This is a genomic window from Qaidamihabitans albus, assembly GCF_016464705.1.
Lineage (GTDB): Bacteria > Actinomycetota > Actinomycetes > Mycobacteriales > Pseudonocardiaceae > Qaidamihabitans > Qaidamihabitans albus.
The window spans coordinates 402,544-423,593 of record NZ_JAEHOB010000004.1; the positions used below are offsets into that span (position 1 = coordinate 402,544).

A 21,050-nucleotide genomic window follows, 5' to 3' on the forward strand; every position below is an offset into this window, starting at 1 on the left:
GCGATGGCTGGCAATTCCCGGCGCCGCGGCGCCGTGCGTAAGACGGGCACGAAGAAGGGGCAGGTCGTCGGCTCCGGCGGCCAGCGCCGCAAGGGCCTCGAAGGCAAGGGGCCGACCCCCAAGGGCGAGATGCGGCCGGGCCATCCGAAACAGCGGCGCGCGGCCGCCGCCGCGAAGGCCGAGAAGAACCGGGCGAAGAAGGCCGAAGGCCCGGAGATCATCGCCGGGCGCAACCCGGTCGTGGAGGCGCTGCGCGCGGAGGTGCCGGCGACCGCGCTGTACGTCGCGCTGAACGTCGACGCCGACGACCGCGTCACCGAGGCGGTCCGCATGGCCGCCGACCGGGGCACATCGATCCTGGAGATCCCGCGCGAGGAGCTGGACCGCAAGACCGGCGGCGCGATGCACCAGGGGCTCGGCCTGCAGGTGCCCCAGTTCGAGTACGCGCACCCGGACGACCTGCTGGCCACCGCGCGGGACTCGGGCGACGCCCCGCTGCTCGTCGCGCTCGACGGGGTCACCGATCCGCGCAATCTGGGAGCGGTGATCCGTTCCGCGGCCGCGTTCGGCGCGCACGGCGTGCTGCTGCCGAGCAGGCGCAGCGCCGGGATGACGGCGGTGGCGTGGCGGACGAGCGCGGGCACGGCCGCGAAGCTCCCGGTGGCGATGGCGACCAACCTCACCAGGCAGCTGCGGTCGTACGCGTCGGAAGGGCTGATGCTCGTCGGCCTCGATGCGGACGGCTCGGTCGCCATCGACTCGCTCGAACTGGCCGCCGAGCCGCTGGTCGTGGTGGTCGGCTCCGAGGGGCGCGGGCTCTCCCGGCTGGTGCGGGAGACGTGTGACGCGACCGTGTCGATCCCGATGGCGGCCGGTGTCGAGTCGCTGAACGCCTCCGTGGCCGCGTCGGTGCTGCTGGCCGAGGTGGCCAGGCGCCGTCGCATCACCGGCCGCACGTAGCCTCGTGAGTGCGTACGCGAGTTAGAACTCGTGTGCGCACTCACGAGCCGCATGGCGCCCGCCACTTGACGTCGATACCGCCTCCACCGGGACCGGCGCTCGGCTAAGGTCACGATGCTGATCCGTGACCAGGGGGCCCGCGCAGGATGTCGTTCGTCTCACCACTGTTCCTGTGGTACTTCATGCCGGCGGTCCTGTTCGCCGTGCTGGTGTGCCCGCGGAGCTGGCGAAACGGCATCATCGCGGTCGGCAGCCTGATCTTCTACGCGACCGGCGCCGGGTCGTTCACCCTGCTGCTGCTCGCGTGCATGGTGGTCAACTTCGCCGCCGGACCGTCGCTGGAACCGGACGAATGGGACATGCGGCCTGCCCGCTTCCGGCGCAGGCTGCTCATCGCCGTGATCGCGTTCGACCTGTCCATCCTGGTGATCTGGAAGTACGCGGGCTTCGCGACCGAGCAGATCGCCTGGTTCACGCGCCTGCTCGGCGGCGACTTCCCCATCGTCCAGCTGGCGCTGCCGATCGGGATCTCGTTCTTCACGTTCCACCACATCTCCTACGTGGTGGACATCTACCGCGGCGAGCGGACCGCGCTGCGCAACCCGGTCTCCTTCGCCACCTACATCTCGATGTTCCCGCAGCTCGCCGCGGGGCCGATCGTGCGGTACCGGGAGATCGCCGACCAGCTGCCCCAGCTCCGTTCGCACCGCCTGGACGACATCGCCGCGGGATTTCCCCGGTTCGCGCTGGGACTGTGCAAGAAGGCGATCATCGCCGACTCGATCGGGCCGATGGTCGACGCCTGTTTCGCGACGCCGTCGAACGAGATGACGTTCGCGATCGCCTGGCTCGGCGCCATCGGATACACGCTGCAGCTCTACTTCGACTTCTCCGGCTACTCCGACATGGCGATCGGGCTCGGCCGGATGCTCGGCTTCCGGCTGCCGGAGAACTTCGCCAGGCCGTACTCCTCGGTGACGATCACCGAGTTCTGGCGCCGCTGGCACATGTCGCTGTCCCGCTGGTTCCGTGACTACGTCTACATCCCGCTCGGCGGCAACCGGGCCGGGGTCGGCAAGACCTACCGCAACCTGTGCATCGTGTTCGTGCTGACCGGCTTCTGGCACGGCGCGGCGTGGACGTTCGTCGTCTGGGGCGCCTACCACGGCGCGCTGCTCATCATCGAGCGCGCGTTCGGCTGGGACGCCACGCCGAGTGCCACCGGGGCCCGCATCGCCCGGCGGGCGCTCACGCTCGTGCTGGCGATGTTCGGCTGGGTGTTCTTCCGGGCCGCCGATCTGGGCCAGGCGCTGACGATGATCGGGCACATGCTGCTGCCGGACTTCGACGGCCTCACCGAGGTCATCGAGTCGGCGCTCACCAACCAGCGGCTGGTGCTGCTGCTCGCCGCAATGATCATCTTCTTCCTTCCGGCGCATCCGGTGACCGGGCCGCTGCTGGAGTCGGCGCGCAACCGCCCCGCGGCCGTGCTGCGGGTCGGCGTGATGACGGTCGGGCTGGCGTACGCGGCGATCCTGGTGGCCACCGGCACGTTCAGCCCGTTCCTGTACTACCAGTTCTGACGGGTGGTTCTCCTCGTCGCTGACCTGCGAGTGTCCCTACTCGCCGGGTGCGTCCGTCGACCGGGGCATGTTGGGATGTTGCTACCGACGCTAGTTGCCCTACGTAACCGGACCTGGGATCGGTGTAGTTCCGCCAAGGCCACGCAACCCGTGCGCCACCGATGACTTTCGGGCAGCGTGCTTGTCTATTCACACGACGACCAACTGAAGGGCAGGTATGGCCAAGCTTCTCTACTCGGCGACCATGTCACTCGATGGCTACATCGCTGGCCCTGACGGCGACATGTCCTGGCTGTCCGAACATCTGGTGGCCGAGAACCCTACAGCGACGCGCCTGCTGGCGAGTACCGGCGCGATCCTGGCTGGCAACAACACCTTCGGCGGTGATGACCCGAACCGAGGTACTGAGAAGGAAGGCGCGTTCGGGGGCGCCTACCACGGCCCGACGTTCGTGCTCACTCACCGCCCGCCGGATGAGCCTGCCACGAGCGTGACATTCGTCAGCGACCTGCATAGCGCTGTTGCTCAAGCCAAGCAGGCCGCCGGCGACAAGTACGTGAACATCCTGGGCGCGAACGTCGCCATGCAGTGCCTCAAGGCTGAGCTCCTCGACGAGATTCTTGTGTTCGTTGCCCCGGTATTGCTCGGTGGCGGCGTACGGATGTTCCACACCGACGATCAGAGGGTGCGTCTGACACCACTTACGGGCGAGACGGCCCACTGGTATCGCGTCGAGTACTGAACGGGGCTTCAGTCGCGATCTCCAAACCCTGGTGCCCTTCGCTCCTGCCGATCCGTAGCGCCGTGCCGACCGTGTCAAGGGTGAGCTTCACTCATCGCGTCAGCGACGCCGCAGGCGCCCTTGATGTGCTTGAACCATGACCGGGCAGGAAGGGGATTCCGGGTGACGCGCGGTAGCCCGATGGCCCCGACGGCCGGTGCGAATTGGAACGTGAGGACGCACCGGGGCGTACCGTCAATGAACGAGCGCCGGACCCAACCGCGCTCGCTCGCCGTCGTCCATGCCGCTGAACGCACTGCTCCTACGGCCGCCACTCCTCGCGGTAGTCCGGATGGTCGGCGTGTGCAGCGGCGTGCAGGCGTATGACCTGGTCAAGCCCGTCACGTGCGGCGTACATGGCTGCGGGAATCGAGTCGCTGGGCCGGGCAGTCTCGCTCTCCCCCTGCTGAATGGCCCTTTCGTACCGCGTCAGCATTTCGATGATGCGGCGCTTCGCCTCGATATGAGCGCGTTCGCGATCCGGTCGCCCGCAGTCACACCACTCCGGGTGGTACTCGTAACCCCGGTCTTGCTCATGGTGCGCAGCACACCGACCCTCGTGCACGTCCGGCGCCTTCTGTTCCAACTCTCCGAGTCGGGCGCGCAGGAACGTGATCAGGTCGTTCACCATGGCCGCCCGGTAGGCCGCGACCCATTCGAGCGGCGGCGGCTGGTCGTTGCTGGTCACCATGCTCACCATCGTGCCACCGGTCGAGGCTCGGGGCCGGGTGCCGAAGTCGGGTTGCCTGCTGAACGGTGGTTTTCCCTTAACTGCCAGTACAGCCTGCCTCGGACAGCCGGGCGCCGCCTAGCATCCAGCCATGGTGACCCAGGAACGTCAGCAGGAGTTCACCGAGCTGCTTCGGCGGGCCACGCAGTGGGCAAGCGCATCGCCGGACATCATCGCAGTCGGCGTGGTGGGTTCCTGGGCTCGTGGTGCTGAGCGCATGGACTCGGACGTCGACCTGGTCTTCGTCGTCGACCAAGTTGCGCCGTACTGGTACCACGACGATTGGGTGCTCCCCCTGGGCAGTAGTGGCATTACGCGCACGCAGAAATGGGGTCCGTTGCACGAGCGCAGGTTCGTCCTCGACGCGGGTCTCGAGGTGGAAGCAGGCTTCGTCACTCGGCAATGGACGAGGACCGGTCCTGTAGATGTAGGAACCCGGCGGGTGGTCTCTGCTGGGATGCGGATTGTGTACGACCCTTCGGGCATCTTGGCGGATGTCCAGGCCGAGTGCGGCCAGGAGCCCTGACGGGGGTGACTACACCGGGGAGACGATCACGGCGCTCGCGAGCTACCTGGTCCACGCGGACCCCGGGTTCACGCACGACTCCCAGTAGGTCTCCGCCCGCGTGCACAGCGGGCAACTCGCAGGTGGGGGGACTCGCGGGTCAGGACTCGGTGGCGGGGATCGGGGCGAGCGCGAGCTGGTCGGGGTGGAAGGCGTCCCGCCGCGGCGGCGGCAGCCATGTCTCCGGCCGGGTGCTCTTCTGGCGGCCCAGCTCGGCAAGGCTCAGCGGAGCCGCGAAGTCGGTTCCGTAGGCAGCGGCGTTGCTGACCTGAACCAGCCGGAGACCTTCCGCTTCGACTCCGATGCCGATCGCCACCAGGTAGACGTCGTCCAGGACGTCGGTGAAACCGGCCCAGGCACCCGCGAAGTGCAGCACCCGCGCCCGAGCCGGCCTGCCCTCGACCTCCCACGTCACCGGCTGCCATTCCGCATGCCGCTTGGCCTGCGCCTCGGCGTGCTCGACCAGTGCGAGGATCAGACCGTCCGGCCGGGTGACGGAACTGTCCGGCAGCGTGAGATTGACCAGACCGAACGCGCCACTGAACGCGACCTCGGCGAGCGGGTCACCACCGTTCGGGCACATCACCTGATCGTGTCGTTCGCGTGGCAGGGTGCCCACCCGCACGCCGCTCTCGCCGCCCTCGACGCGGTGGCCGAGCCAGAGCGCCCATGTCGGCTCACCGGGCCTGCCCTCGAAGAAGTCGAGCCAGCGCGGGCCACGGACGCTCCAGTCGAGCCCGTAAACCGGGAAGTCGACAGGCGGGGACACTTGCTCGGTGGCGGAGTTCATCCGCAAATAGTGCACCGTGCGACCGTGTCAGGCAGACCCATCGTTACCAAGCCGAAGCATACGAACACCGTGTGTATGGGGGGCCAACACGGTCCGGAATGGACCGGCCCGGATCTACCGCTGGCCGTAGCCGCGCAGCTTTTCGACCACGTGCTCGATCTCGGCGGGCGGCAGCAGCCGGGGATTGCCCGCGGAGCGCGCGAGCAACCACACCTGGCACGCCCATTCCAGCTGGCGCGCCCGGTGGTAGGCCGCCGAGAGGTCCGCACCGTAGGTGACCGTGCCGTGGTTGGCCAGCAGGCAGCCCCGCCGCCCGTCGAGGGCGGCGAGCATCGACTCGGCGAGCTCGGTGCTGCCGTACGTGGCGTACGCGGCGACCCGCACCGACGGCCCGATGGTGGCGAGGATGTAGTGCACGGGCGGCACCTCGTCGGTCACAGTGGACACAGCCGTGGCGTGCACGGAATGCGTGTGCACCACCGCGTTGATCGCCGAGCCGTCCGGGTCCACGGCTTCGCGGTACACGTTCAGGTGCATCGGCAGCTCGCTGGTCGGCCGCAGCGATCCGTCCACAGTGGCCCCATACAGGTCGACGACCGGAATGTCCTCCGGGGCGAGCGACTCGTAGGCGACGCCGGTGGGCGTCACCGCTACCAGGTCTTCCACCCGCATCGACACGTTGCCCGACGTGCCGACCACCAGGCCGTCCGCCGTCATGCGGCGCGCGTAGTCGCACACCGCCGCCCGTTCGTCACCAAGCAGCATTCACAGACTCCAGAGTTCCCGCGCCGAGGCCAGCGAAGTCTGGTACTCGGCGTACCCCCGATCGTAGAACTCCGCGGCCTCCGGCTCGAACCGCACGGTCCGCGAGTTGCTCGCCCACAGTTCGGCGTCGAACGGCGCGCCGAGCGCCTCCGCGGCCACGAGTACCGCGCCGCGCGCTCCGACGCCCGGGTCGCTCGGGATCACGATCGGCCTGCCGAGCACGTCGGCGAAGATCTGCGTCCATTCGGCGGAACGCACGCCGCCGCCGCACGCGTAGAGCGTCCCGCTGAGCCCGGCCGCCTCGAAACAGTGCCGCGCCGCGTAGGCGATGGACTCGCACACCGCGCGGACCACGTCGGCGCGGGTGTGCTCCAGGCTCAGTCCGGACAGCTGCGCCCGCGCGGCGGCATCGACGAACGGGGCCCGTTCGCCCGAGGTGGACAGGAACGGCAGTGCCCGCACGCCCCGCGCTCCGGGTGTGCCTGCCGCCAGCAGCGGGCCGATGTCCTCGACGTCGATGCCGAACAGCCGGCACGCCCAGTCGAGCCCTGCCGTGCCGACCATCGCGGGCATCGCTCGCAGGTACTCGTCCTCGGCGGGCGTGCACAGGAACATCCCGGCGGGTTCTCCCTCGGGATCGAACTCGGTGTCGGCCCTGAGCACCTGGCAGGCGAGTGTGGTGCCCGCGGTGAGGATGCCGTCGCCCGGTTCACGCACGCCGGCGCCGATCGCGCAGGCGGGCAGGTCGAACGGGCCGCCGGTGACCGGCAGCCCTTCGGGCAGGCCGAGCAGCGCGGCGCCGGTGGCGTCGAGCCGGAACACCGACTTCGGCGGGGCCGGCTCGGCGAAAAGGGATCGCCGGCGCGACAGCCCGCACGCCGCGATCGCCTCCTCGTCGTAGCGGCGAGTCGCCGGGTCGATGAACGGCAGCGACGCGTCGGAGATGTCCACCGTGATCTCGCCCGTCAGGCGTTGCACCACGGCGTCCACGCAGTAGCCGGCCACCACCGCACGGTCGAGCGCGTCCGGCTCGTGAGTGTCCAGGTAGGACATTATGGCGGCGGTGCAGCCGGGGAACATTCCGGACCCGGTCCGGCGGAACACCTCTCTCGTCACGCCGGTGGCCTGCCACGACGTGAGCAGCGCGTTCGCCCGGCCGTCGAGCCAGGAGATCGCCGGGCGGACCATGCTGCCGCCCCGGTCGCGCAGCCACAGTCCGTCCCCCTGACCGGTGAGCGCGAGCGCGTCGACCGGCCCGTCGAGCTGGGCGGCGACCTCGCGGACGACGGTGGCGACCGTGCCGAGCACCTGCTCGAAGTCCTGCTCCACCGCCCCGCCGGGCAGGTGCTGCACCTTCGACGGGGTCCAGGCCTGCGCGACCGACGCACCGGCCTCGTCGAAGACGACGGCCTTGGTGAGCGACGTACCGATGTCGACGCCGATGACACGCAACATGGTCACCGCCCGAGCACTTCGGGGTTCGCGACATTGACCAGTGCCTCACCGCGGGCGTGGCGGCCAACCTCCTCGGCGACGATCCGCGCCGCCCGGTCGGCGGTCTGCCTGCTGGCACCGGCGAGGTGCGGGGTTGCGATGACGTTCGGCGCGTCGCGAAGCGGCCAGTCGGGTGGCGGCGGCTCCACGTCGTAGACGTCGAGGGCGAGGGCGCCGAGCCTGCCGGAGCGCAGCGCCTCCGCCAGCGGTGCGTAGTCGAGCAGCCCGCCCCTCGCGGAGTTGACCAGCACGGCGCCCTCGGGCAGCAGCGCCAGCCTGGCGGCGTCGATGATGTGCCGGGTCTGCTCGGTGAGCCGCGCGTGCAGGCTCACCGCGAAGCTGCGCCGCAGCAGGTCGTCCAGCTCGACGAGCTCGGCACCGTCGGCGGCGATCCGCTCCGGGTCGGCGTAGGGATCGAACACGAGCACGCGCGCACCGAACGCGAGCAGCACCCTCGCGACGCGGGAGCCGATCGCGCCGTACCCGACGAGGCCGACCGTGGTGCCCTCCAGCTCGACGCCGGCGTTGGCGTAGGCGTAGTAGTCGCCGCGCCACGTGCCGCCGAGCAGCTCCGCCGACGAGGTCGAGATGCGGCGCATCGCGGCGAGCAGCAGGCCGATCGCGAACTCGGCGGCCGCCGCGGCGTTGCGCCCGGGGGCGTAGGTGACCGCGACACCCGCCTCGGTGGCCGCGGTGAGGTCGACGTTGACCGGTCCGCCCCGGCAGACGGAGACCAGCCTCAGCTCGGGCGCGGCCGCGAAGACCTTCTTCGTGAACGGCGCCATCTGGGTGACCGCGACCTCCGCCCCGCCGAGTGCGCCGAGTGCGTCGATCACCGCCTCCTCGGTGCCGCTGGCCTCCTGGACACCACCGACCGGCCCGAACGGCTCGACCGGCCACGGCAGCGACAGCTCGCCGAACTCGACCGTGTCGAACGGGGGCTCGGTGCCGAGCTCCGCGCGCACGGCCGACTTCAGCAGGTCGGTGCCGACGAATTCGTCTCCCGCAGCGAGTATCCGCACAGTGGTTCCTCTCTGAACCTGGTCACCGCTCGTGAGTGCCTACCCGAGTTCTAACACCGGTAGGCACTCACGAGGCGGTCTTGGCCTCGTAGTCGGTGATGTGGGCGACCTTGGTCGCACTGGCCGATCCGGGGTCGAAACGGTAGCCGAGCCATTCGGTGACGATCCGCTTCGCCAGCTCCGGCCCGATCACCCGCGCACCGAACGTGATGACCTGGCAGTCGTTCGACTTGATCGAGCGTTCCGCCGAGTAGGAGTCGTGCGCCACCGTGGCGCGGACACCGGGCACCTTGTTCGCCGAGATCGCGACGCCGATCCCGGTGCCGCACACGAGCACGCCGCGATCCGCCTCGCCGCGGGCGATCGTCTCCGCCGCGGCCAGCCCCAGCACGGGGTAGGCACGGTCGTCGTCCGCGCCGGCCACGCCGAGGTCGAGCACGTCGTCGACCCGTTCGTCGGTCCGCAGCAGATCGCGTACCGCGTTCTTGAGATCGACACCGGCGTTGTCCGCCGCCACCACGATCCGCATGACCTCAACCCTCCTGTATCCGCCTGCCCGCGAGGCCGCACGTGCTCAGTGCCTCGCCGATCGCCGCCACGAGCAGCGCGAACGACGTCGCCCCCGGATCGGCGTGTCCCCTGCTCCGCAGCGCCAGCCGGGCCGCCCTGCCCTTGGCGGGCAGCAGCTCCGCGGTCTCGTCCGCGGCCCGAGCCGCCCGCGCGGCCGCCTTGCGCCAGGCCTCCGCGATGCCGGTGCCGGCCCCGGCCTGCTCGCGCAGCACGGCCCGGAAGGGCTCGATCGCGTCGAGCATCGTCTTGTCGCCGACCTCGGCCCTGCCCAGCTCGACGAACGCCCGCACCGCGCCGTCGACCGCATCGGCCAGCACCGGTGCGGTGATTCCGGAGCTCCCGGTGCTCGCGGAGCGCAGCCCGGCGCCCGTCTCCGCGAGCAGTACCCCGTACAGCGCACCGGAGGCGCCACCGGCCGCGTCCGCGAACGCGGTGCCCGCGGCCAGCAACGCGCCGGGCACGTCTTCCGCGCCGGCCGTCCGGGCGGCGCCGACCGCCGCGCGCATCCCCCTCGTCATACCGAGTCCGTGGTCACCGTCGGCGGCCACCGCGTCGAGCCTGCCGAGCTCGGCCTCGTTCGCCTCGATGCTCGCGAGCGCGGCCGTGAGCGCACGGTCGACGATCCCCTCACCCGCCGCTCCCCACGGCCGCGTCAGCGACTCGTCCACCGTGGACGTCACCGGGACCTGCTCCAGCGCGGCACCGCCGCTGCGGTAACCGGGGGTGTCGCACGGCGCTGCGTACAGCTCGGCCAGCTCGTCGTCCAGCATCAGCACGGTCAGCGAGACACCCGCCATGTCCAGCGAGGTGACGAACTCCCCGACCTCGGTGTGCAGCGGGTTCAGGCCCTCCGCGGCGAGCCGTTCGTGAATCCGGGCGTAGGCGACGAACATCTCCTCGTACTTGGTGCGGCCGAGCCCGTTGAGCAGCACGACCACCCGCCGGTCTCCCGCCGGGATCTCGGGCAGCAGCCCGTTGACGAGCGCGTCGGCGAGCGCGGTGGCGTCGAGCCGGGACACCGTGCGCACCCCCGGCTCCCCGTGGATGCCGAGGCCGAGCTCCATCTCGCCGTCGCCGACCGAGAACAGCGGCTCCGCCGCGCCCGGCAACGTGCAGCCACCGAACGCCACGCCGAACGTGCGGGTGCGCGCGTTCGCCTTCGCCGTCACCGCGTGCACGGCGTCGAGGTCGTAGCCGCGCTCCGCGGCCGCACCGGCGATCTTGAAGACCAGGAAGTCGCCCGCCACGCCGCGCCTGTGTTCCGGCTCACCGGCCGGGCCGCTCGCCACGTCGTCGGTGACCAGCACGGTCCGGCTCGGGATGCCCTCGGCGGCGAGCCTGCGCGCGGCCAGCCCGAAATGCAGGACGTCGCCCTGGTAGTTGCCGTAGGAGAACAGCACGCCGGCGCCACCGTCGGCGGCCCGCGCCGTGCGGTAGACCTGCTCGGCGCTCGGGCTGGTGAACACGTCACCCACCACCGCGCCGTCGGCGAACCCGGTGCCGACGAGGCCGGCGAACGCCGGGTAGTGCCCGCAGCCACCGCCGATGACCACGGCCACCTTCCCGCTGCGCGGTACCTGCCTGCCGACGACGCCGTAGCCGCCTGGCACCTTGCGAACCGTGCGGCCGTACGCGCCGACGAACCCGTCGAGCCAGTCGCGTTTGAAGCTCTCCGCCGTGCCGAGGGTGGTCATGCTCCCCTCCCCACGAGCTCTCCGGCGAGGTAGGCCAGCAGGGTGCGGCGCGCGTCGTCGTTGCTCCCGGCGACCGCCGCGGCCAGGCGGAGCGCCTCCGGCTTCGGCGGATAGGTCGGGTTGGGCAGCGCGACCACGGTGAGCCCGGCGGCCGCGGCCGCGCGGATGCCGTTGCCGGAGTCCTCGACGGCGAGGCACTCCTCACCCGGACGACCGAGCCGGGCGGCGGCCTCGAGGTACACGTCCGGGCTCGGCTTGCCCCTGGCCACCTCCGCGCTCGACACCGTCGCGGTGAACTCGCCGGTCAACCCGTGCGTGGTGAGCACGGCGTCGATCACCCGGCGGGTCGCGGACGACGCGAGCGCCACCGGCACGCTGGCGCTGACGTCCCGGACCATTGCCGCCGCCCCCGGCAACAGCGGCGCCGCGCCGGCGTCCACGGCGGCGATCATGCCGTCGACCACCGCCCGCTCGACCTGCTCGACCGTCTCCGGGGTGCCGCTGCGCTCGGCCAGGTAGGCGGCCCACTCAGGCGCGCTCATCCCCTGCACCGTGGCCGTGTCGGCCGCCGTCCAGTTCACCCCGTGCGCGGCCGCGTAGGCGACCCAGTTCTGCTCCCACAGGTGCTCGCTGTCCACCAGGACCCCGTCCAGGTCGAACACGACCGCGGCGAGTGCCATGAGTTGAAGCCCCTCTCACATCGTTTGTGTTAAATTAACACTCACCGCGCGATCTGTCACGACCGAGTTCGCCGCCCCTAGGATCCCTGCAGCCCGACGTTCGGAGGAGACATGCCCACCCGCCTGCTACTGGTCCGGCACGGAGAGACCGAATGGCACGCCGAGAACCGCTACGCAGGCAGCAGCGAGGTGGGGCTCACCGAGCGCGGACTGCGGCAGGCACACGAGCTGGCCGCCGTCCTGGAGACCATGCCCGGGCCACCGGCCGCGCTCTACTGCTCCCCGCAGGAGCGCGCCCGGATCACGGCGGAGCCTTCCGCGCGGGCGCTCGGTCTCACGCCGACCGTGCTGCCGGACCTGCGCGAGGTGCACTTCGGCATCGCCGAGGGCCGCACGCTCGACGAGGTCCGCGGCACCGACCCCGATGCGGTGCGGCGGTTCCTCGCCGACCCGGTGGCCGGAGCCTTCCCCGGCGCGGAGCCGCCGGCCGCCGCCGCGGACAGGGCCGCGGCGGCGCTGCGGTCGATCGCCGGCAACGAGGCAGGTCCGGTGCTGGTCGTCGCGCACAACACGCTGCTGCGGCTCACCCTGTGCCTGCTGCTGGGCATCCCCCTGCACACCTACCGGACGGTGTTCCCGCGCCTGGAGAACTGCGCGCTCACCGAGATCGGCATCGACGGCGAACGGACCAGCCTGCGCAGGCTCAACGCCCCCACGCCGGGGTAGGAGTGCCAGAATTGTTCACATGAGCAGTGATACGTCGAGCTCGGGCAGTGCGCGGTCGCGGCACCAGCGGCAGCAGCGCATCACCGACTACGTCATCGACCACGGTTCCGCGCACGTCGCGGAGCTGGTCGAGTACACCGGCGTGAGTCACATGACCGTGCACCGCGACATCGACGAGCTGGCTCGCCGCGGCCTGCTGCGCAAGTTCCGCGGCGGCGTGTCCGCCCAGCCATCGACCGTATTCGAGAGCAACGCCGAGTACCGGCTCGGCGCGCACGTCGAGGCCAAGGCCGCCATCGCACGGCAGGCGCTCGGCCACATCGAGCCGGGCATGTCCATCCTGCTCGACGACTCGACGACCGCACTCGCGCTGGCGAAGCTGCTGCCGGAGGTGGCGCCGCTGACGGTGGCCACCAACTACCTGCGCACGATCGAGGAGCTCAAGGACACCGAGGACGTGCGCCTGATCTGCATCGGCGGCGACTACTCCCGCACGCACGACTCGTTCCTCGGCATGCCGTGCCTCGAGGCCGTCGAGCGGATCACCGTGGACATCGCGTTCGTTTCCACCTCGTCGATGAACGCGGAGATGACCTTCCACCAGGAGCCGGACATCGTGATGGTCAAGCGGGCCATGCTGGCCAGCGCGGTGACGAAGGTGCTGCTGATGGACTCCAGCAAGATGCCGCGGGCGGCGCTGCACCGGCTCGCCCCGGTGGCCGACTACGACCGGCTGATCGTCGACTCGGGCGCGCCGGCACACCTGGTGGAAGAGCTGCGCAGCCGCACCGCCGTGGACGTGGCCGCCGAACCGGTCCGGAGCAGATCGACGTAACATCTTGCGCGTTAATTTAACACCGACCATGATAGCCTCCGACACAAGGACGGAGGCGTTCATGGTTTCGACGACGACACCGCAGGGACCGCTCGCGCGGACACTCGACCGATGGGGGCTGCCCGCACCACTGTTCCTCGGCTATGCGGGCCTGTTGCTGTTCATGATCGGCGACGGCGTCGAGTCCGGCTTCATCGCTCCGTTCATGGCCGGCCACGGCGCAGGCACCGACATCCGCGCTTCGTACGTCATCACCCTGTACGGCGTCGCGGTGATGCTGGCCTCGTGGCTGTCGGGCGCGCTGTCCGAACTCTGGGGGCCGCGCCGGGTGATGCTGACCGGCCTGGCGATCTGGCTCGTGTTCGACGTGCTGTTCCTCGCGGTCGCCGTCACCGGCGAGAACTACGCGCTGATGCTCGTGTTCTACGGGCTGCGCGGATTCGGCTACCCGATGTTCGCCTTCGGTTTCCTGGTCTGGATCACCGCGGTGGCCCCGGTCGCCCGGCTCGGCGCGGCGGTCGGCTGGTTCTACTTCGCCTTCACCGGCGGCCTGCCCACGCTCGGTGCGCTGGTCGCGAGCTTCACCAACCCGATCATGGGTCAGTACGGCACGCTGTGGCTGTCGGTCGGCATCCTCGGGCTCGGCGGCCTGGTCTGCATCTTCGGCGTGCGCGAGCGAACCGGCTACCACCGGCTCGCCCCGCCCGAGGTCAAGCCGATGCAGAGCCTGATGTCGAGCGTGTCCATCGCGTGGCGGAGGCCGCGCGTCGGCATCGGCATGATCGTGCGGGTCATCAACACCGCGCCCGAGTTCGGCATGCTGGTGTTCTTCCCGACGGTGTTCATCTCCGAGATCGGATTCGGCGAGAGCCGCTGGCTGCTGCTGGTCTCGGTGATCTACGGTACGAACATCTTCTTCAATCTCATCTTCGGCGTGCTCAGCGACAAGATCGGCTGGCGGACCACGATCTTCTGGTTCGGTGCGCTCGGCTGCGCGGTCTCGATCCTGCTGCTCTACTTCGTGCCGCTGACCATGGGTGCGGAGTACTACTGGCTCACCCTGATCGTCGGTGCGCTGTACGGTGCGACGCTGGCCGGATTCGTGCCGATCTCGGCGCTGCTGCCCTCGCTCGCGCCCGACAACAAGGGCGGCGCGATGGCGCTGCTGAACCTCGGCGCCGGTGCCGCGACGTTCGTCGGCCCCGCGATCGTCAGCCTGTTCCTCGGCCCGGCCGGCGCCGCCGGAGTGGTTATCATCTTCGCCGCGCTCTACGTCGTGGCGGCGGTGCTGACCAGGTTCCTCACCCTGCCGGAAGCCACCGAGCGGGCCGTGGCGGAGGACGCCAACCTCCAGGAGATCAGCGAGAAGGTAGCGACGACGTGAACACCACTATCGGCATCGATGTCGCCACGGCCGGGGTCCGCGCCGTCGCGGTGAGCGACGGCGGAGCGCTGCTCACCGCCGCCTCGGCGCCGTTGCCCGCCCCGGTTCGCGATGGTGACGGCCGCAGCGAGCAGGACGCGGCGAGCTGGTGGACGGCGGTCGAGTCCGCACTGGGACAGGTCACCTCCGCGCTGCCCGGCCGCGGCGCGGAGGTGACCGCCGTGGCCGTCGCGGCGACGTCCGGCACGATCGTCGCGGTGGACGACGCCGGCGAGCCGCTCGGCCCCGCCCTCATGTACGACGACCGGCGCGGCGCCTCGTACAACGCCGACGCCGCCGAGATCGGAGCCTCGCGCTGGGCGGCCCTCGGCCGGTCGGTCACCCCCACCGACGCCCTCGGCCGGATCGCGTGGCTGCACGACACCGTGCCGGGCGCCGCCGGGATCCGGCACACCGCCGACCTGATCGGCGCCGAACTCACCGGAGCACCGGTCGCGCTGGACTGGTCGCACGCACTGAAGAGCGGCTACGACGCCCTCGCAGGCGAGTGGCCCGGCGAGGTGTTCGACCGGCTCGGTGTGCCCCCGGACTGGCTGCCCCATGTCGTGCGGCCCGCGACCGTGCTCGGCGAGGTGACCTCACCCGTGGCCGGGCTGCCCGCCGGCTGTCGCGTGGTGGCGGGGATGACCGACGGTTGCGCGGGCCAGCTCGCCACCGGGGCGGTCTCCCCCGGCGAGTTCGTCGGGATCCTGGGCACCACGTACGTGCTCAAGGGCGTCACGCAGCGGCTGGTGACCGATCCCGGCGGCACGCTCTACAGCCACCGGCATCCGGACGGCTGGTGGTTGCCAGGGGGCGCGTCGAACACCGGCGGCGAGTGCGTGGCGGGCGTGGCCGGTCTGGCGCGGCTCGACGAGGCGGCCGCCGAGCGAGGGCCCGCCGAGATCGTGGCCTACCCGCTGTGCCGGGAGGGTGAGCGGTTCCCGTTCGCCGTCCCCGGTGCACACGGGTTCAGCGAGCCGGCAGCCGACGAGGTGGAGCTGCACCGCGCCCGGCTGGAGGGCGTCGCGTTCCTCGAGCGGCTGGCGCTGGATCACCTGCGCCGGCTGGGCGTCGAGATCGCCGCGCCGCTGTTCACGGCGGGCGGGGGAAGCCGGAGCCCGTTGTGGAACCGGATCAGGGCGACGGTCACCGGGCTGGGCTTGCGGGTGTCCCCGCACGGTGAGACGGGCTACGGCGCGGCACTGCTCGCCGCGGCGGCCACACTGCCCGGCGGGCTGACCGAGGCGGGCCGGTGGGGGCGGGCCGAGGCCGGTCTGGTGGAGCCGGATGCAGCCGAGGCCGACGCGCTTACCGCGTCCTACCACCGGTTCTGCACCCGGCTCCACGAGCGGGAATGGATCGACGACGAGCTGTACGCCGCCGCGGGCAACAGCCCGGTCGGCTAGGCGGGCTGCTTCGCGGACTTGGCCGCGGACTTGGCGGCACCGCCGTCCTTGGAACCCGCCGTCGACTCCGCCTTGCCCTGCGGCTCGGGCTCCGGGCCGAGGCGTTCGATGGCCTGCTGCAGCGCCGTGTGACTGGCAGCGAGCCGCTCGGCAACCGTCCTGCGGAGCTCGACGGCCTCCTTGCGCTGCGCCTCGGCATCGGCGAGCCGGCTCTCGGCGTCGGCGATCATCGCGTCCGTCCGCTCCTTGGCGCTGGACTCCAGCTCGGCGACGGCTCGCTCCGCCTCGGCGCGCTTGGCGGCCAGCTCCTCGGTGGTCTTCTTCTCCGCGGCGGCGCGCCTCTCCTCGGCGTCCGTGTCGAGCTTGTTGCGGCGCTCCTGCGCCTCCTTGGCGAGGCGTTCGGCCTCGGCCTCCGCCTTCTGCCGCGTCTTGTCGGCGTAGGAGTCGGCGGCGGACCTCGTCGCGTCGGCGTCGTGCTCGGCCTTGGCCCGCAGCTCGGCGATCTCCTCCTCGGCGAGCTGCATCATCGTCTTGACGCGCTCGGTCATGGCGGCGGGACCGGCCGGGTCGTCGACCATCCGGGTGAGCGCGGCCTTGGCGTCCGTCAGTTCCTTCTGCGCATAGCTCAGTGCCTTGGTGAGCTCCGCGACGGACGCAGTGGCCTCGTCGCGATGCCGGGCGGCGCTGGTCAGCTCGGTGGAGAGCTTCTTGACGTGCTCGTCGACCTGGACCGGGTCATAGCCGCGGAAAGCGGTCGCGAACTGGTTGGTTTTGGCGGGGTTCGGGGATCCATCGGCTTCTGCCATTCGGCAACCTTAATGAGTCCACACGCTCAATCCCATACCTCCGAACGGACGCTTTCTCGAACGGCCCGATACGGTGCCCGCGGGAGTCGCGAGCTCGCGGCGGGATCGCAGGTGAGTCGCGGGTACCGCTGCTCCCGCGCCGACGGGGAAGTTACTGTTCGGGCGGGCAGATCGGGAGGAGGTCCGGAGTGGACGCGGTCCTCGACGACCTCGCCCGGAACTGGGCGCTCTACGCCGCGATCCCGTTCGTCGCCGCGCTGATCGGATACGTCACCAAGCGCGTCGCCATCGAGATGATGTTCCGGCCGCTCGAATTCGTGGGCATCAGGGGCACGTTCCTCGGGTGGCAGGGGGTCGTCCCCCGGCACGGTGGCCGGATGGCCGCGATCGCCACCGATCTGCTGACCGCCAACCTGCTCGATCTCAGGGAGGTCTTCGCCCGGATCGATCCCGACCGGATCACGCGCGAGATCGAGCAGCCGCTGCTGCGAGCCGTCGACGACATCGCGCGCGACGTACTCGCCGAGTACCACCCCCGGATGTGGGAGATGCTTCCCGCGATGGCCCAGGAGCTGATCATCAAGCAGGTCCAGGCTTCGTCACCGCGGCTGGTCCGGCAGCTCGTCGACGAGATGCGGGAGAACCTCGACGACGTCCTCGACGTCAAGCACATGACGGTACAGAACCTGACCAGGGACAAGGCACTGCTGGTCCGGCTGATCCGGGAAACCTCCCGGCCGGAGATGGCGTTCATCGCCCGCTCCGGCATCTACTTCGGATTCATCCTCGGCGTGGTCCAGTCGATCGTCTGGGCGCTCACCAAGGAACCGCTCGTCATGCCGATCTTCGGCGCGGCCATCGGTCTCTTCACCGACTGGCTGGCGATCAAGCTGATCTTCGTGCCGCGCGAGCCGGTACGGCTCTTCCGCAGGTTCACGTTGCAGGGCAAGTTCCAGCGCAGGCGGACCGAGGTCGCCAGGCAGTACGGGGAGCTGATCGCCCACGAGGTGCTCACCGTGCCCAACCTGATGGAGGCCATCCTGCGCGGTCCGCGCTCCGACCGGCTGGTGGCGATGGTGCGGCGTCTGGTCGCCACCGCGATCGACGACCAGGCCAGCGCGGCCCGGCCGCTCGTCCGGGTGGCCATCGGCGACCGGAGGCTGGCCGAGCTGAAGGAGGCGTCGGCGGAGCGGGCGCTGCGGCGGCTGCCGGACACGGTCCGCTACGCCGAGGGCTACCTCACCGAGGCGATGGACATCGCCAACATGGTCGAGAAACGCATGCTCGGCCTCACGCCCGTCGAGTACGAGGGACTGCTACGGCCCGCGTTCCGGCAGGACGAGTGGAAGCTGATCGTCGTCGGCGCGATCATCGGCGGGATCGTGGGCGAGCTCCAGGTCCTGCTCATGCTGCACTGAGCGCCGCACCCGGCCGGGACCGGGCGGACGTGGCTCAGCGCACCGGCGACGCGATCGGGTCGAGCGTTCCGGGAGGAGGGCCGAGTCCGGTGCGCGGGCGGTCGCGCCGGTACGCCACAGCCCGGCACACCAGGTAGATCAGGAAAGAGATCGTCGTGACGAACGGGCTCGGCGGAGCCCCGGGCACGAGCGAGAGCATGATGCCGCCGAGCACGGCCGTCTCCGCGAAGATCACCGACAGCACGGTGGCCAGCAGTGGGCTGGAGGTCACCCTGCTCGCGGCGGCCGCCGGCGTCACCAGCAGTGCGAGCACCAGCAGAACCCCGACCACCTGGACGCCGAGCGCGGTGGTGATCCCCACGAGCACGGCGAACAGCGGCGCGAGGGCACCGACCGGAACGCCCCGGGCCGCCGCCACCGCCGGGTCGACGCTGGCGAACAGCAGCGGGCGGTAGACCAGCGCGAGCACGCTGAGCACGAGCACGCCGCAGACGGCGAACACGACCACCGTGCTCGCGTCGACCGAGACGATCTGCCCGACGAAGAGGCCGAGCTTGTTCGACGCGCGGCCTGGATAGAGCCACAGCAGCAGGACGCCGACGCCGAGGCCGAAGGAGAGGACGACCCCGATCACGGAGTCGCGCTCCCCGCTACGTCCCCCGAGCACTCCCAGGAGCGCGGCGGCCACGACCGCGCCCGCGATCGCGCCGTACTCGATGCCGGTCCCCACCAGCAGCAGGGCGGCCGCCGCTCCGGTGAAGCCCAGCTCCGCGGTGCCGTGCACCGCGAACGCCATCCGCCGCAGGACGATCAGCGGACCGAGCACGCCCGCGACGAGACCGAGGATCGCGGCGGCCAGCAACCCGTTCTGCACGACCCCGGCGAGCCGGAACATCAGTTCCAGGTCGAAGAACTCCTCCATCAGGGCACCTGTTCGTCCGCGTGGTGCGGCAGGTCCTCGCAGAGGGCGCTGTGCGCTCCCGCGACATGGATCTGGCCGCCGACCCGGAAGACCTCGACGCGGGTGGAGTAGAGCTCGGACAGCACGTGCGAGTTCATCACCTCATCGGGCGTGCCGATCCGGAACCGGCCGTTGACCAAGTACAGCACCCTGTCCACATAGGGCAGGATCGGATTGAGCTCGTGGGTCACGAAGAGCACGGCGGTGCCCGCGGTGCGCCTGCGGGTGTCGATCAGTTCGGTGACGGCTCGCTGATGCGCGATATCCAGGGACAGCAACGGCTCGTCGCACAGCAGCACCTCGGGCTCGCCGACCAGCGCCTGCGCCACCCGCAGCCGCTGCTGCTCCCCCCCGGAGAGCCTGCCCACCGGGAAGCGGGCATAGGACTGGGCGCCGACCGATGCCACCGCACCGGCCACGAGCCGCCTGCGCCTGGCCATGCCGCGCAGCCCGACGCCCCACCGGTGCCCGTCGAGACCGAGCCCGACGAGGTCGGTGCCGCGCAGCGCCGCCGACTCGTCGATCGCCCGCTGCTGCGGGACGTACCCGACCTTCTGGTTGCCCCGTCCGGGCGGCTCGCCTGCCAGGCGCACCGAGCCGCTGCTCAGCGGTTGCAGCCCGAGCAGCACCCGCAGCAGGCTCGTCTTGCCGGAACCGTTCGGCCCGAGCACCGCGACGAACTCACCGGGGGCGACGTCGAGATCGAGGCCCGACCACAGCGTTCGGTCGCCGAACCGCAGTCCGGCGTCCTCGATCTCGACTGCCGCCTCGCCCATCTACTTGCCCAAAGCTCCTGACAGCGCATCCACCTGGCCGGTCATCCACGCAATGTAGTCGGTGGTGCCCTCCGGCAGCGTCTCGGTCACGTCGACGACCGGCACGTTCGCGCCGCGCGCGGTGCCGACGACGTTCTCGGTGACCGGGGTGACGGTCTGCGCGTTGTTCACCACGGCGGCCACCTCGCCATTCCGGATCAGCCGCTGCACGGCGTCCCGCGCGGCCACCGGTACGTCGGTCTCCTGCTCGATGGCCTCGGCGAAGTCCGGCGGGGTCACGTCGGCCACCCCGGCGGTCTCGAGCAGGTAGTGCGCGACGGGCTCGGTGGCGACGACCTCGCTGCCCGGGTGCTCCTCGCCGATCCGCTCGACCTTGCCGGTCAGCTCGTCGATCCGGCCGGTGAAGTCGGCCGCGTTGGCGGTGAACCGTTGCCTGCCCTCCGGGTCGGCCTCGCCGAGCCGATCGGCGACCTCGTCGGCCACCTTGGCGACGGTGGCCAGGTCGTACCAGACGTGCTCGTTGACATCGCCGTGCGCGTGCTCGTGCTCGGCGTGCTCCTCCTCGGCGTGCCCCTGCTCGCCAGCGTCCTTGCCGGAGACGTCGAAGGCCACCACCTGGCGCACGCCGGATGCCTGCTCGGCGAGGTCGGCGAAGAACTGGTCGTAGCCGCCGCCGTTGTAGACCACCACGTCGGCCGACTGGACGTCGGCCGCGTCCCTGGCGCTGGCCTCGTAGGAGTGCGGATCGCCACCGGGGTCGTCGATGAGCGACTGCACGTCGATCCGGTCGCCACCGACGGCCTCGACGACGCTGCCCCACACGTTGGTCGAGGCGACGACCCTGATCTTGCCGTCCCCCGCCTGGTCGCCGTTGCCGTCGTCACTCCCGCACGCGGCGGCACCGAGCGCGAGCACGCTGATCACCGACGCGGTGGTGAGCAAGCGTCTCGTGCGGGATGAGTACATCGAGAACCACACTCCGTAGCGATAATGGAAACCATTGTCGAATGAAGCTTACCCCATCGGAGTGGTTCAGCCGATGTGACGCACGTAGGGTCGTGC

21 protein-coding genes are annotated in these 21,050 nt (G+C 70.7%); 9 read left to right on the plus strand and 12 right to left on the minus strand.

The window, feature by feature from the left end:
* Positions 1-3 precede the first annotated feature (3 nt).
* From rlmB to JAP66_RS10905, 3 genes are all read left to right on the plus strand, one after another.
* On the plus strand, positions 4-960 hold the full coding sequence (gene rlmB / locus JAP66_RS10895; RefSeq protein WP_199431511.1) for a 23S rRNA (guanosine(2251)-2'-O)-methyltransferase RlmB: 957 nt from the start codon (positions 4-6) through the stop codon (positions 958-960).
* Between the two features lie 146 nt (positions 961-1,106).
* Positions 1,107-2,543 carry an MBOAT family O-acyltransferase gene (locus JAP66_RS10900; protein WP_199431512.1) on the plus strand — a complete coding sequence of 479 codons (1,437 nt, stop codon included), beginning with the start codon at positions 1,107-1,109 and terminating at the stop codon, positions 2,541-2,543.
* A gap of 217 nt (positions 2,544-2,760) precedes the next feature.
* Positions 2,761-3,285 (plus strand): dihydrofolate reductase family protein, encoded by a 525-nt coding sequence (locus tag JAP66_RS10905; RefSeq protein WP_199431513.1) that lies wholly within the window; start codon positions 2,761-2,763, stop codon positions 3,283-3,285.
* A gap of 301 nt (positions 3,286-3,586) precedes the next feature.
* Here the strand turns inward: JAP66_RS10905 and JAP66_RS10910 are convergent, their stop codons facing one another.
* Positions 3,587-4,015, minus strand: a complete 429-nt coding sequence (locus JAP66_RS10910; protein ID WP_199431514.1) for a DUF6221 family protein — start codon at positions 4,013-4,015, stop codon at positions 3,587-3,589.
* Between the two features lie 130 nt (positions 4,016-4,145).
* Here JAP66_RS10910 and JAP66_RS10915 point away from each other — a divergent pair, with 130 nt between their 5' ends.
* Complete coding sequence (locus JAP66_RS10915) at positions 4,146-4,580, plus strand: nucleotidyltransferase domain-containing protein (RefSeq protein WP_199431515.1); 435 nt, start codon at positions 4,146-4,148, stop codon at positions 4,578-4,580.
* A gap of 139 nt (positions 4,581-4,719) precedes the next feature.
* Here the strand turns inward: JAP66_RS10915 and JAP66_RS10920 are convergent, their stop codons facing one another.
* The 7 genes from JAP66_RS10920 to JAP66_RS10950 form a co-directional block, all read right to left on the minus strand.
* Positions 4,720-5,409, minus strand: a complete 690-nt coding sequence (locus tag JAP66_RS10920; protein WP_199431516.1) for a hypothetical protein — start codon at positions 5,407-5,409, stop codon at positions 4,720-4,722.
* A 114-nt stretch (positions 5,410-5,523) separates the two neighbouring features.
* Positions 5,524-6,174 (minus strand): class II aldolase/adducin family protein, encoded by a 651-nt coding sequence (locus JAP66_RS10925; protein ID WP_199431517.1) that lies wholly within the window; start codon positions 6,172-6,174, stop codon positions 5,524-5,526.
* Positions 6,175-7,629, minus strand: coding sequence for an FGGY-family carbohydrate kinase (locus tag JAP66_RS10930; RefSeq protein ID WP_199431640.1), 1,455 nt, complete (start codon positions 7,627-7,629; stop codon positions 6,175-6,177). It lies immediately after the preceding gene.
* A gap of 2 nt (positions 7,630-7,631) precedes the next feature.
* Positions 7,632-8,690, minus strand: a complete 1,059-nt coding sequence (locus tag JAP66_RS10935) for a 2-hydroxyacid dehydrogenase (protein ID WP_199431518.1) — start codon at positions 8,688-8,690, stop codon at positions 7,632-7,634.
* Between the two features lie 67 nt (positions 8,691-8,757).
* Entirely contained in the window at positions 8,758-9,219 is a 462-nt protein-coding gene (locus JAP66_RS10940; RefSeq protein ID WP_199431519.1) for a ribose-5-phosphate isomerase, read from the minus strand.
* Between the two features lie 4 nt (positions 9,220-9,223).
* Positions 9,224-10,954: a dihydroxyacetone kinase family protein gene (locus tag JAP66_RS10945; protein ID WP_199431520.1), complete on the minus strand. Its 1,731-nt coding sequence runs from the start codon at positions 10,952-10,954 to the stop codon at positions 9,224-9,226.
* Positions 10,951-11,634: an HAD family hydrolase gene (locus JAP66_RS10950; protein ID WP_199431521.1), complete on the minus strand. Its 684-nt coding sequence runs from the start codon at positions 11,632-11,634 to the stop codon at positions 10,951-10,953. Before JAP66_RS10950 ends, JAP66_RS10945 begins: the two co-directional genes overlap by 4 nt.
* 111 nt (positions 11,635-11,745) lie before the next feature.
* Between JAP66_RS10950 and JAP66_RS10955 the strand changes: the two genes are divergently transcribed.
* From JAP66_RS10955 to JAP66_RS10970, 4 genes are all read left to right on the plus strand, one after another.
* On the plus strand, positions 11,746-12,360 hold the full coding sequence (locus JAP66_RS10955; protein ID WP_199431522.1) for a histidine phosphatase family protein: 615 nt from the start codon (positions 11,746-11,748) through the stop codon (positions 12,358-12,360).
* Between the two features lie 19 nt (positions 12,361-12,379).
* Entirely contained in the window at positions 12,380-13,195 is an 816-nt protein-coding gene (locus JAP66_RS10960; RefSeq protein WP_199431523.1) for a DeoR/GlpR family DNA-binding transcription regulator, read from the plus strand.
* Between the two features lie 61 nt (positions 13,196-13,256).
* Positions 13,257-14,579, plus strand: coding sequence for an MFS transporter (locus tag JAP66_RS10965; RefSeq protein ID WP_199431524.1), 1,323 nt, complete (start codon positions 13,257-13,259; stop codon positions 14,577-14,579).
* Positions 14,576-16,027, plus strand: coding sequence for an FGGY-family carbohydrate kinase (locus JAP66_RS10970; protein WP_199431525.1), 1,452 nt, complete (start codon positions 14,576-14,578; stop codon positions 16,025-16,027). Before JAP66_RS10965 ends, JAP66_RS10970 begins: the two co-directional genes overlap by 4 nt.
* Here JAP66_RS10970 and JAP66_RS10975 read toward each other — a convergent pair.
* The gene (locus JAP66_RS10975) at positions 16,024-16,833 is read right to left on the minus strand and encodes a coiled-coil domain-containing protein (protein WP_199431526.1); all 810 of its coding nucleotides are present in this window, start codon (positions 16,831-16,833) and stop codon (positions 16,024-16,026) included. The two genes, JAP66_RS10970 and JAP66_RS10975, sit on opposite strands and share 4 nt — an antisense overlap.
* A 188-nt stretch (positions 16,834-17,021) precedes the next feature.
* Here JAP66_RS10975 and JAP66_RS10980 point away from each other — a divergent pair, with 188 nt between their 5' ends.
* On the plus strand, positions 17,022-18,251 hold the full coding sequence (locus JAP66_RS10980) for a DUF445 domain-containing protein (RefSeq protein ID WP_199431527.1): 1,230 nt from the start codon (positions 17,022-17,024) through the stop codon (positions 18,249-18,251).
* Between the two features lie 34 nt (positions 18,252-18,285).
* Here JAP66_RS10980 and JAP66_RS10985 read toward each other — a convergent pair whose 3' ends face one another.
* Genes JAP66_RS10985 through JAP66_RS10995 form a run of 3 tightly spaced genes read right to left on the minus strand, consistent with a single transcriptional unit; the run spans position 18,286 to position 20,954 of the window.
* A complete protein-coding gene (locus tag JAP66_RS10985) occupies positions 18,286-19,173 on the minus strand; it encodes a metal ABC transporter permease (protein WP_199431528.1) in 888 nt (295 codons plus the stop codon).
* A complete protein-coding gene (locus JAP66_RS10990; RefSeq protein WP_199431529.1) occupies positions 19,173-19,988 on the minus strand; it encodes a metal ABC transporter ATP-binding protein in 816 nt (271 codons plus the stop codon). The genes JAP66_RS10985 and JAP66_RS10990 overlap by 1 nt, the downstream gene beginning before the upstream one ends.
* Complete coding sequence (locus tag JAP66_RS10995) at positions 19,989-20,954, minus strand: metal ABC transporter solute-binding protein, Zn/Mn family (RefSeq protein ID WP_199431530.1); 966 nt, start codon at positions 20,952-20,954, stop codon at positions 19,989-19,991.
* Positions 20,955-21,050: the final 96 nt, after the last annotated feature.

Coding starts and splice junctions, on each gene's coding strand:
- JAP66_RS10950 (WP_199431521.1), bottom strand. CDS start 11,634: ATGGCACTCGCCGCGGTCGTGTTCGACCTGGACGGGGTCCTGGTGGAC.
- JAP66_RS10990 (WP_199431529.1), bottom strand. CDS start 19,988: ATGGGCGAGGCGGCAGTCGAGATCGAGGACGCCGGACTGCGGTTCGGC.
- JAP66_RS10940 (WP_199431519.1), bottom strand. CDS start 9,219: ATGCGGATCGTGGTGGCGGCGGACAACGCCGGTGTCGATCTCAAGAAC.
- rlmB (WP_199431511.1), top strand. CDS start 4: ATGGCTGGCAATTCCCGGCGCCGCGGCGCCGTGCGTAAGACGGGCACG.
- JAP66_RS10995 (WP_199431530.1), bottom strand. CDS start 20,954: ATGTACTCATCCCGCACGAGACGCTTGCTCACCACCGCGTCGGTGATC.
- JAP66_RS10910 (WP_199431514.1), bottom strand. CDS start 4,015: ATGGTGACCAGCAACGACCAGCCGCCGCCGCTCGAATGGGTCGCGGCC.
- JAP66_RS10915 (WP_199431515.1), top strand. CDS start 4,146: ATGGTGACCCAGGAACGTCAGCAGGAGTTCACCGAGCTGCTTCGGCGG.
- JAP66_RS10960 (WP_199431523.1), top strand. CDS start 12,380: ATGAGCAGTGATACGTCGAGCTCGGGCAGTGCGCGGTCGCGGCACCAG.
- JAP66_RS10930 (WP_199431640.1), bottom strand. CDS start 7,629: ATGTTGCGTGTCATCGGCGTCGACATCGGTACGTCGCTCACCAAGGCC.
- JAP66_RS10945 (WP_199431520.1), bottom strand. CDS start 10,954: ATGACCACCCTCGGCACGGCGGAGAGCTTCAAACGCGACTGGCTCGAC.
- JAP66_RS10965 (WP_199431524.1), top strand. CDS start 13,257: ATGGTTTCGACGACGACACCGCAGGGACCGCTCGCGCGGACACTCGAC.
- JAP66_RS10920 (WP_199431516.1), bottom strand. CDS start 5,409: ATGAACTCCGCCACCGAGCAAGTGTCCCCGCCTGTCGACTTCCCGGTT.
- JAP66_RS10985 (WP_199431528.1), bottom strand. CDS start 19,173: ATGGAGGAGTTCTTCGACCTGGAACTGATGTTCCGGCTCGCCGGGGTC.
- JAP66_RS10975 (WP_199431526.1), bottom strand. CDS start 16,833: ATGGCAGAAGCCGATGGATCCCCGAACCCCGCCAAAACCAACCAGTTC.
- JAP66_RS10900 (WP_199431512.1), top strand. CDS start 1,107: ATGTCGTTCGTCTCACCACTGTTCCTGTGGTACTTCATGCCGGCGGTC.
- JAP66_RS10955 (WP_199431522.1), top strand. CDS start 11,746: ATGCCCACCCGCCTGCTACTGGTCCGGCACGGAGAGACCGAATGGCAC.
- JAP66_RS10925 (WP_199431517.1), bottom strand. CDS start 6,174: ATGCTGCTTGGTGACGAACGGGCGGCGGTGTGCGACTACGCGCGCCGC.
- JAP66_RS10905 (WP_199431513.1), top strand. CDS start 2,761: ATGGCCAAGCTTCTCTACTCGGCGACCATGTCACTCGATGGCTACATC.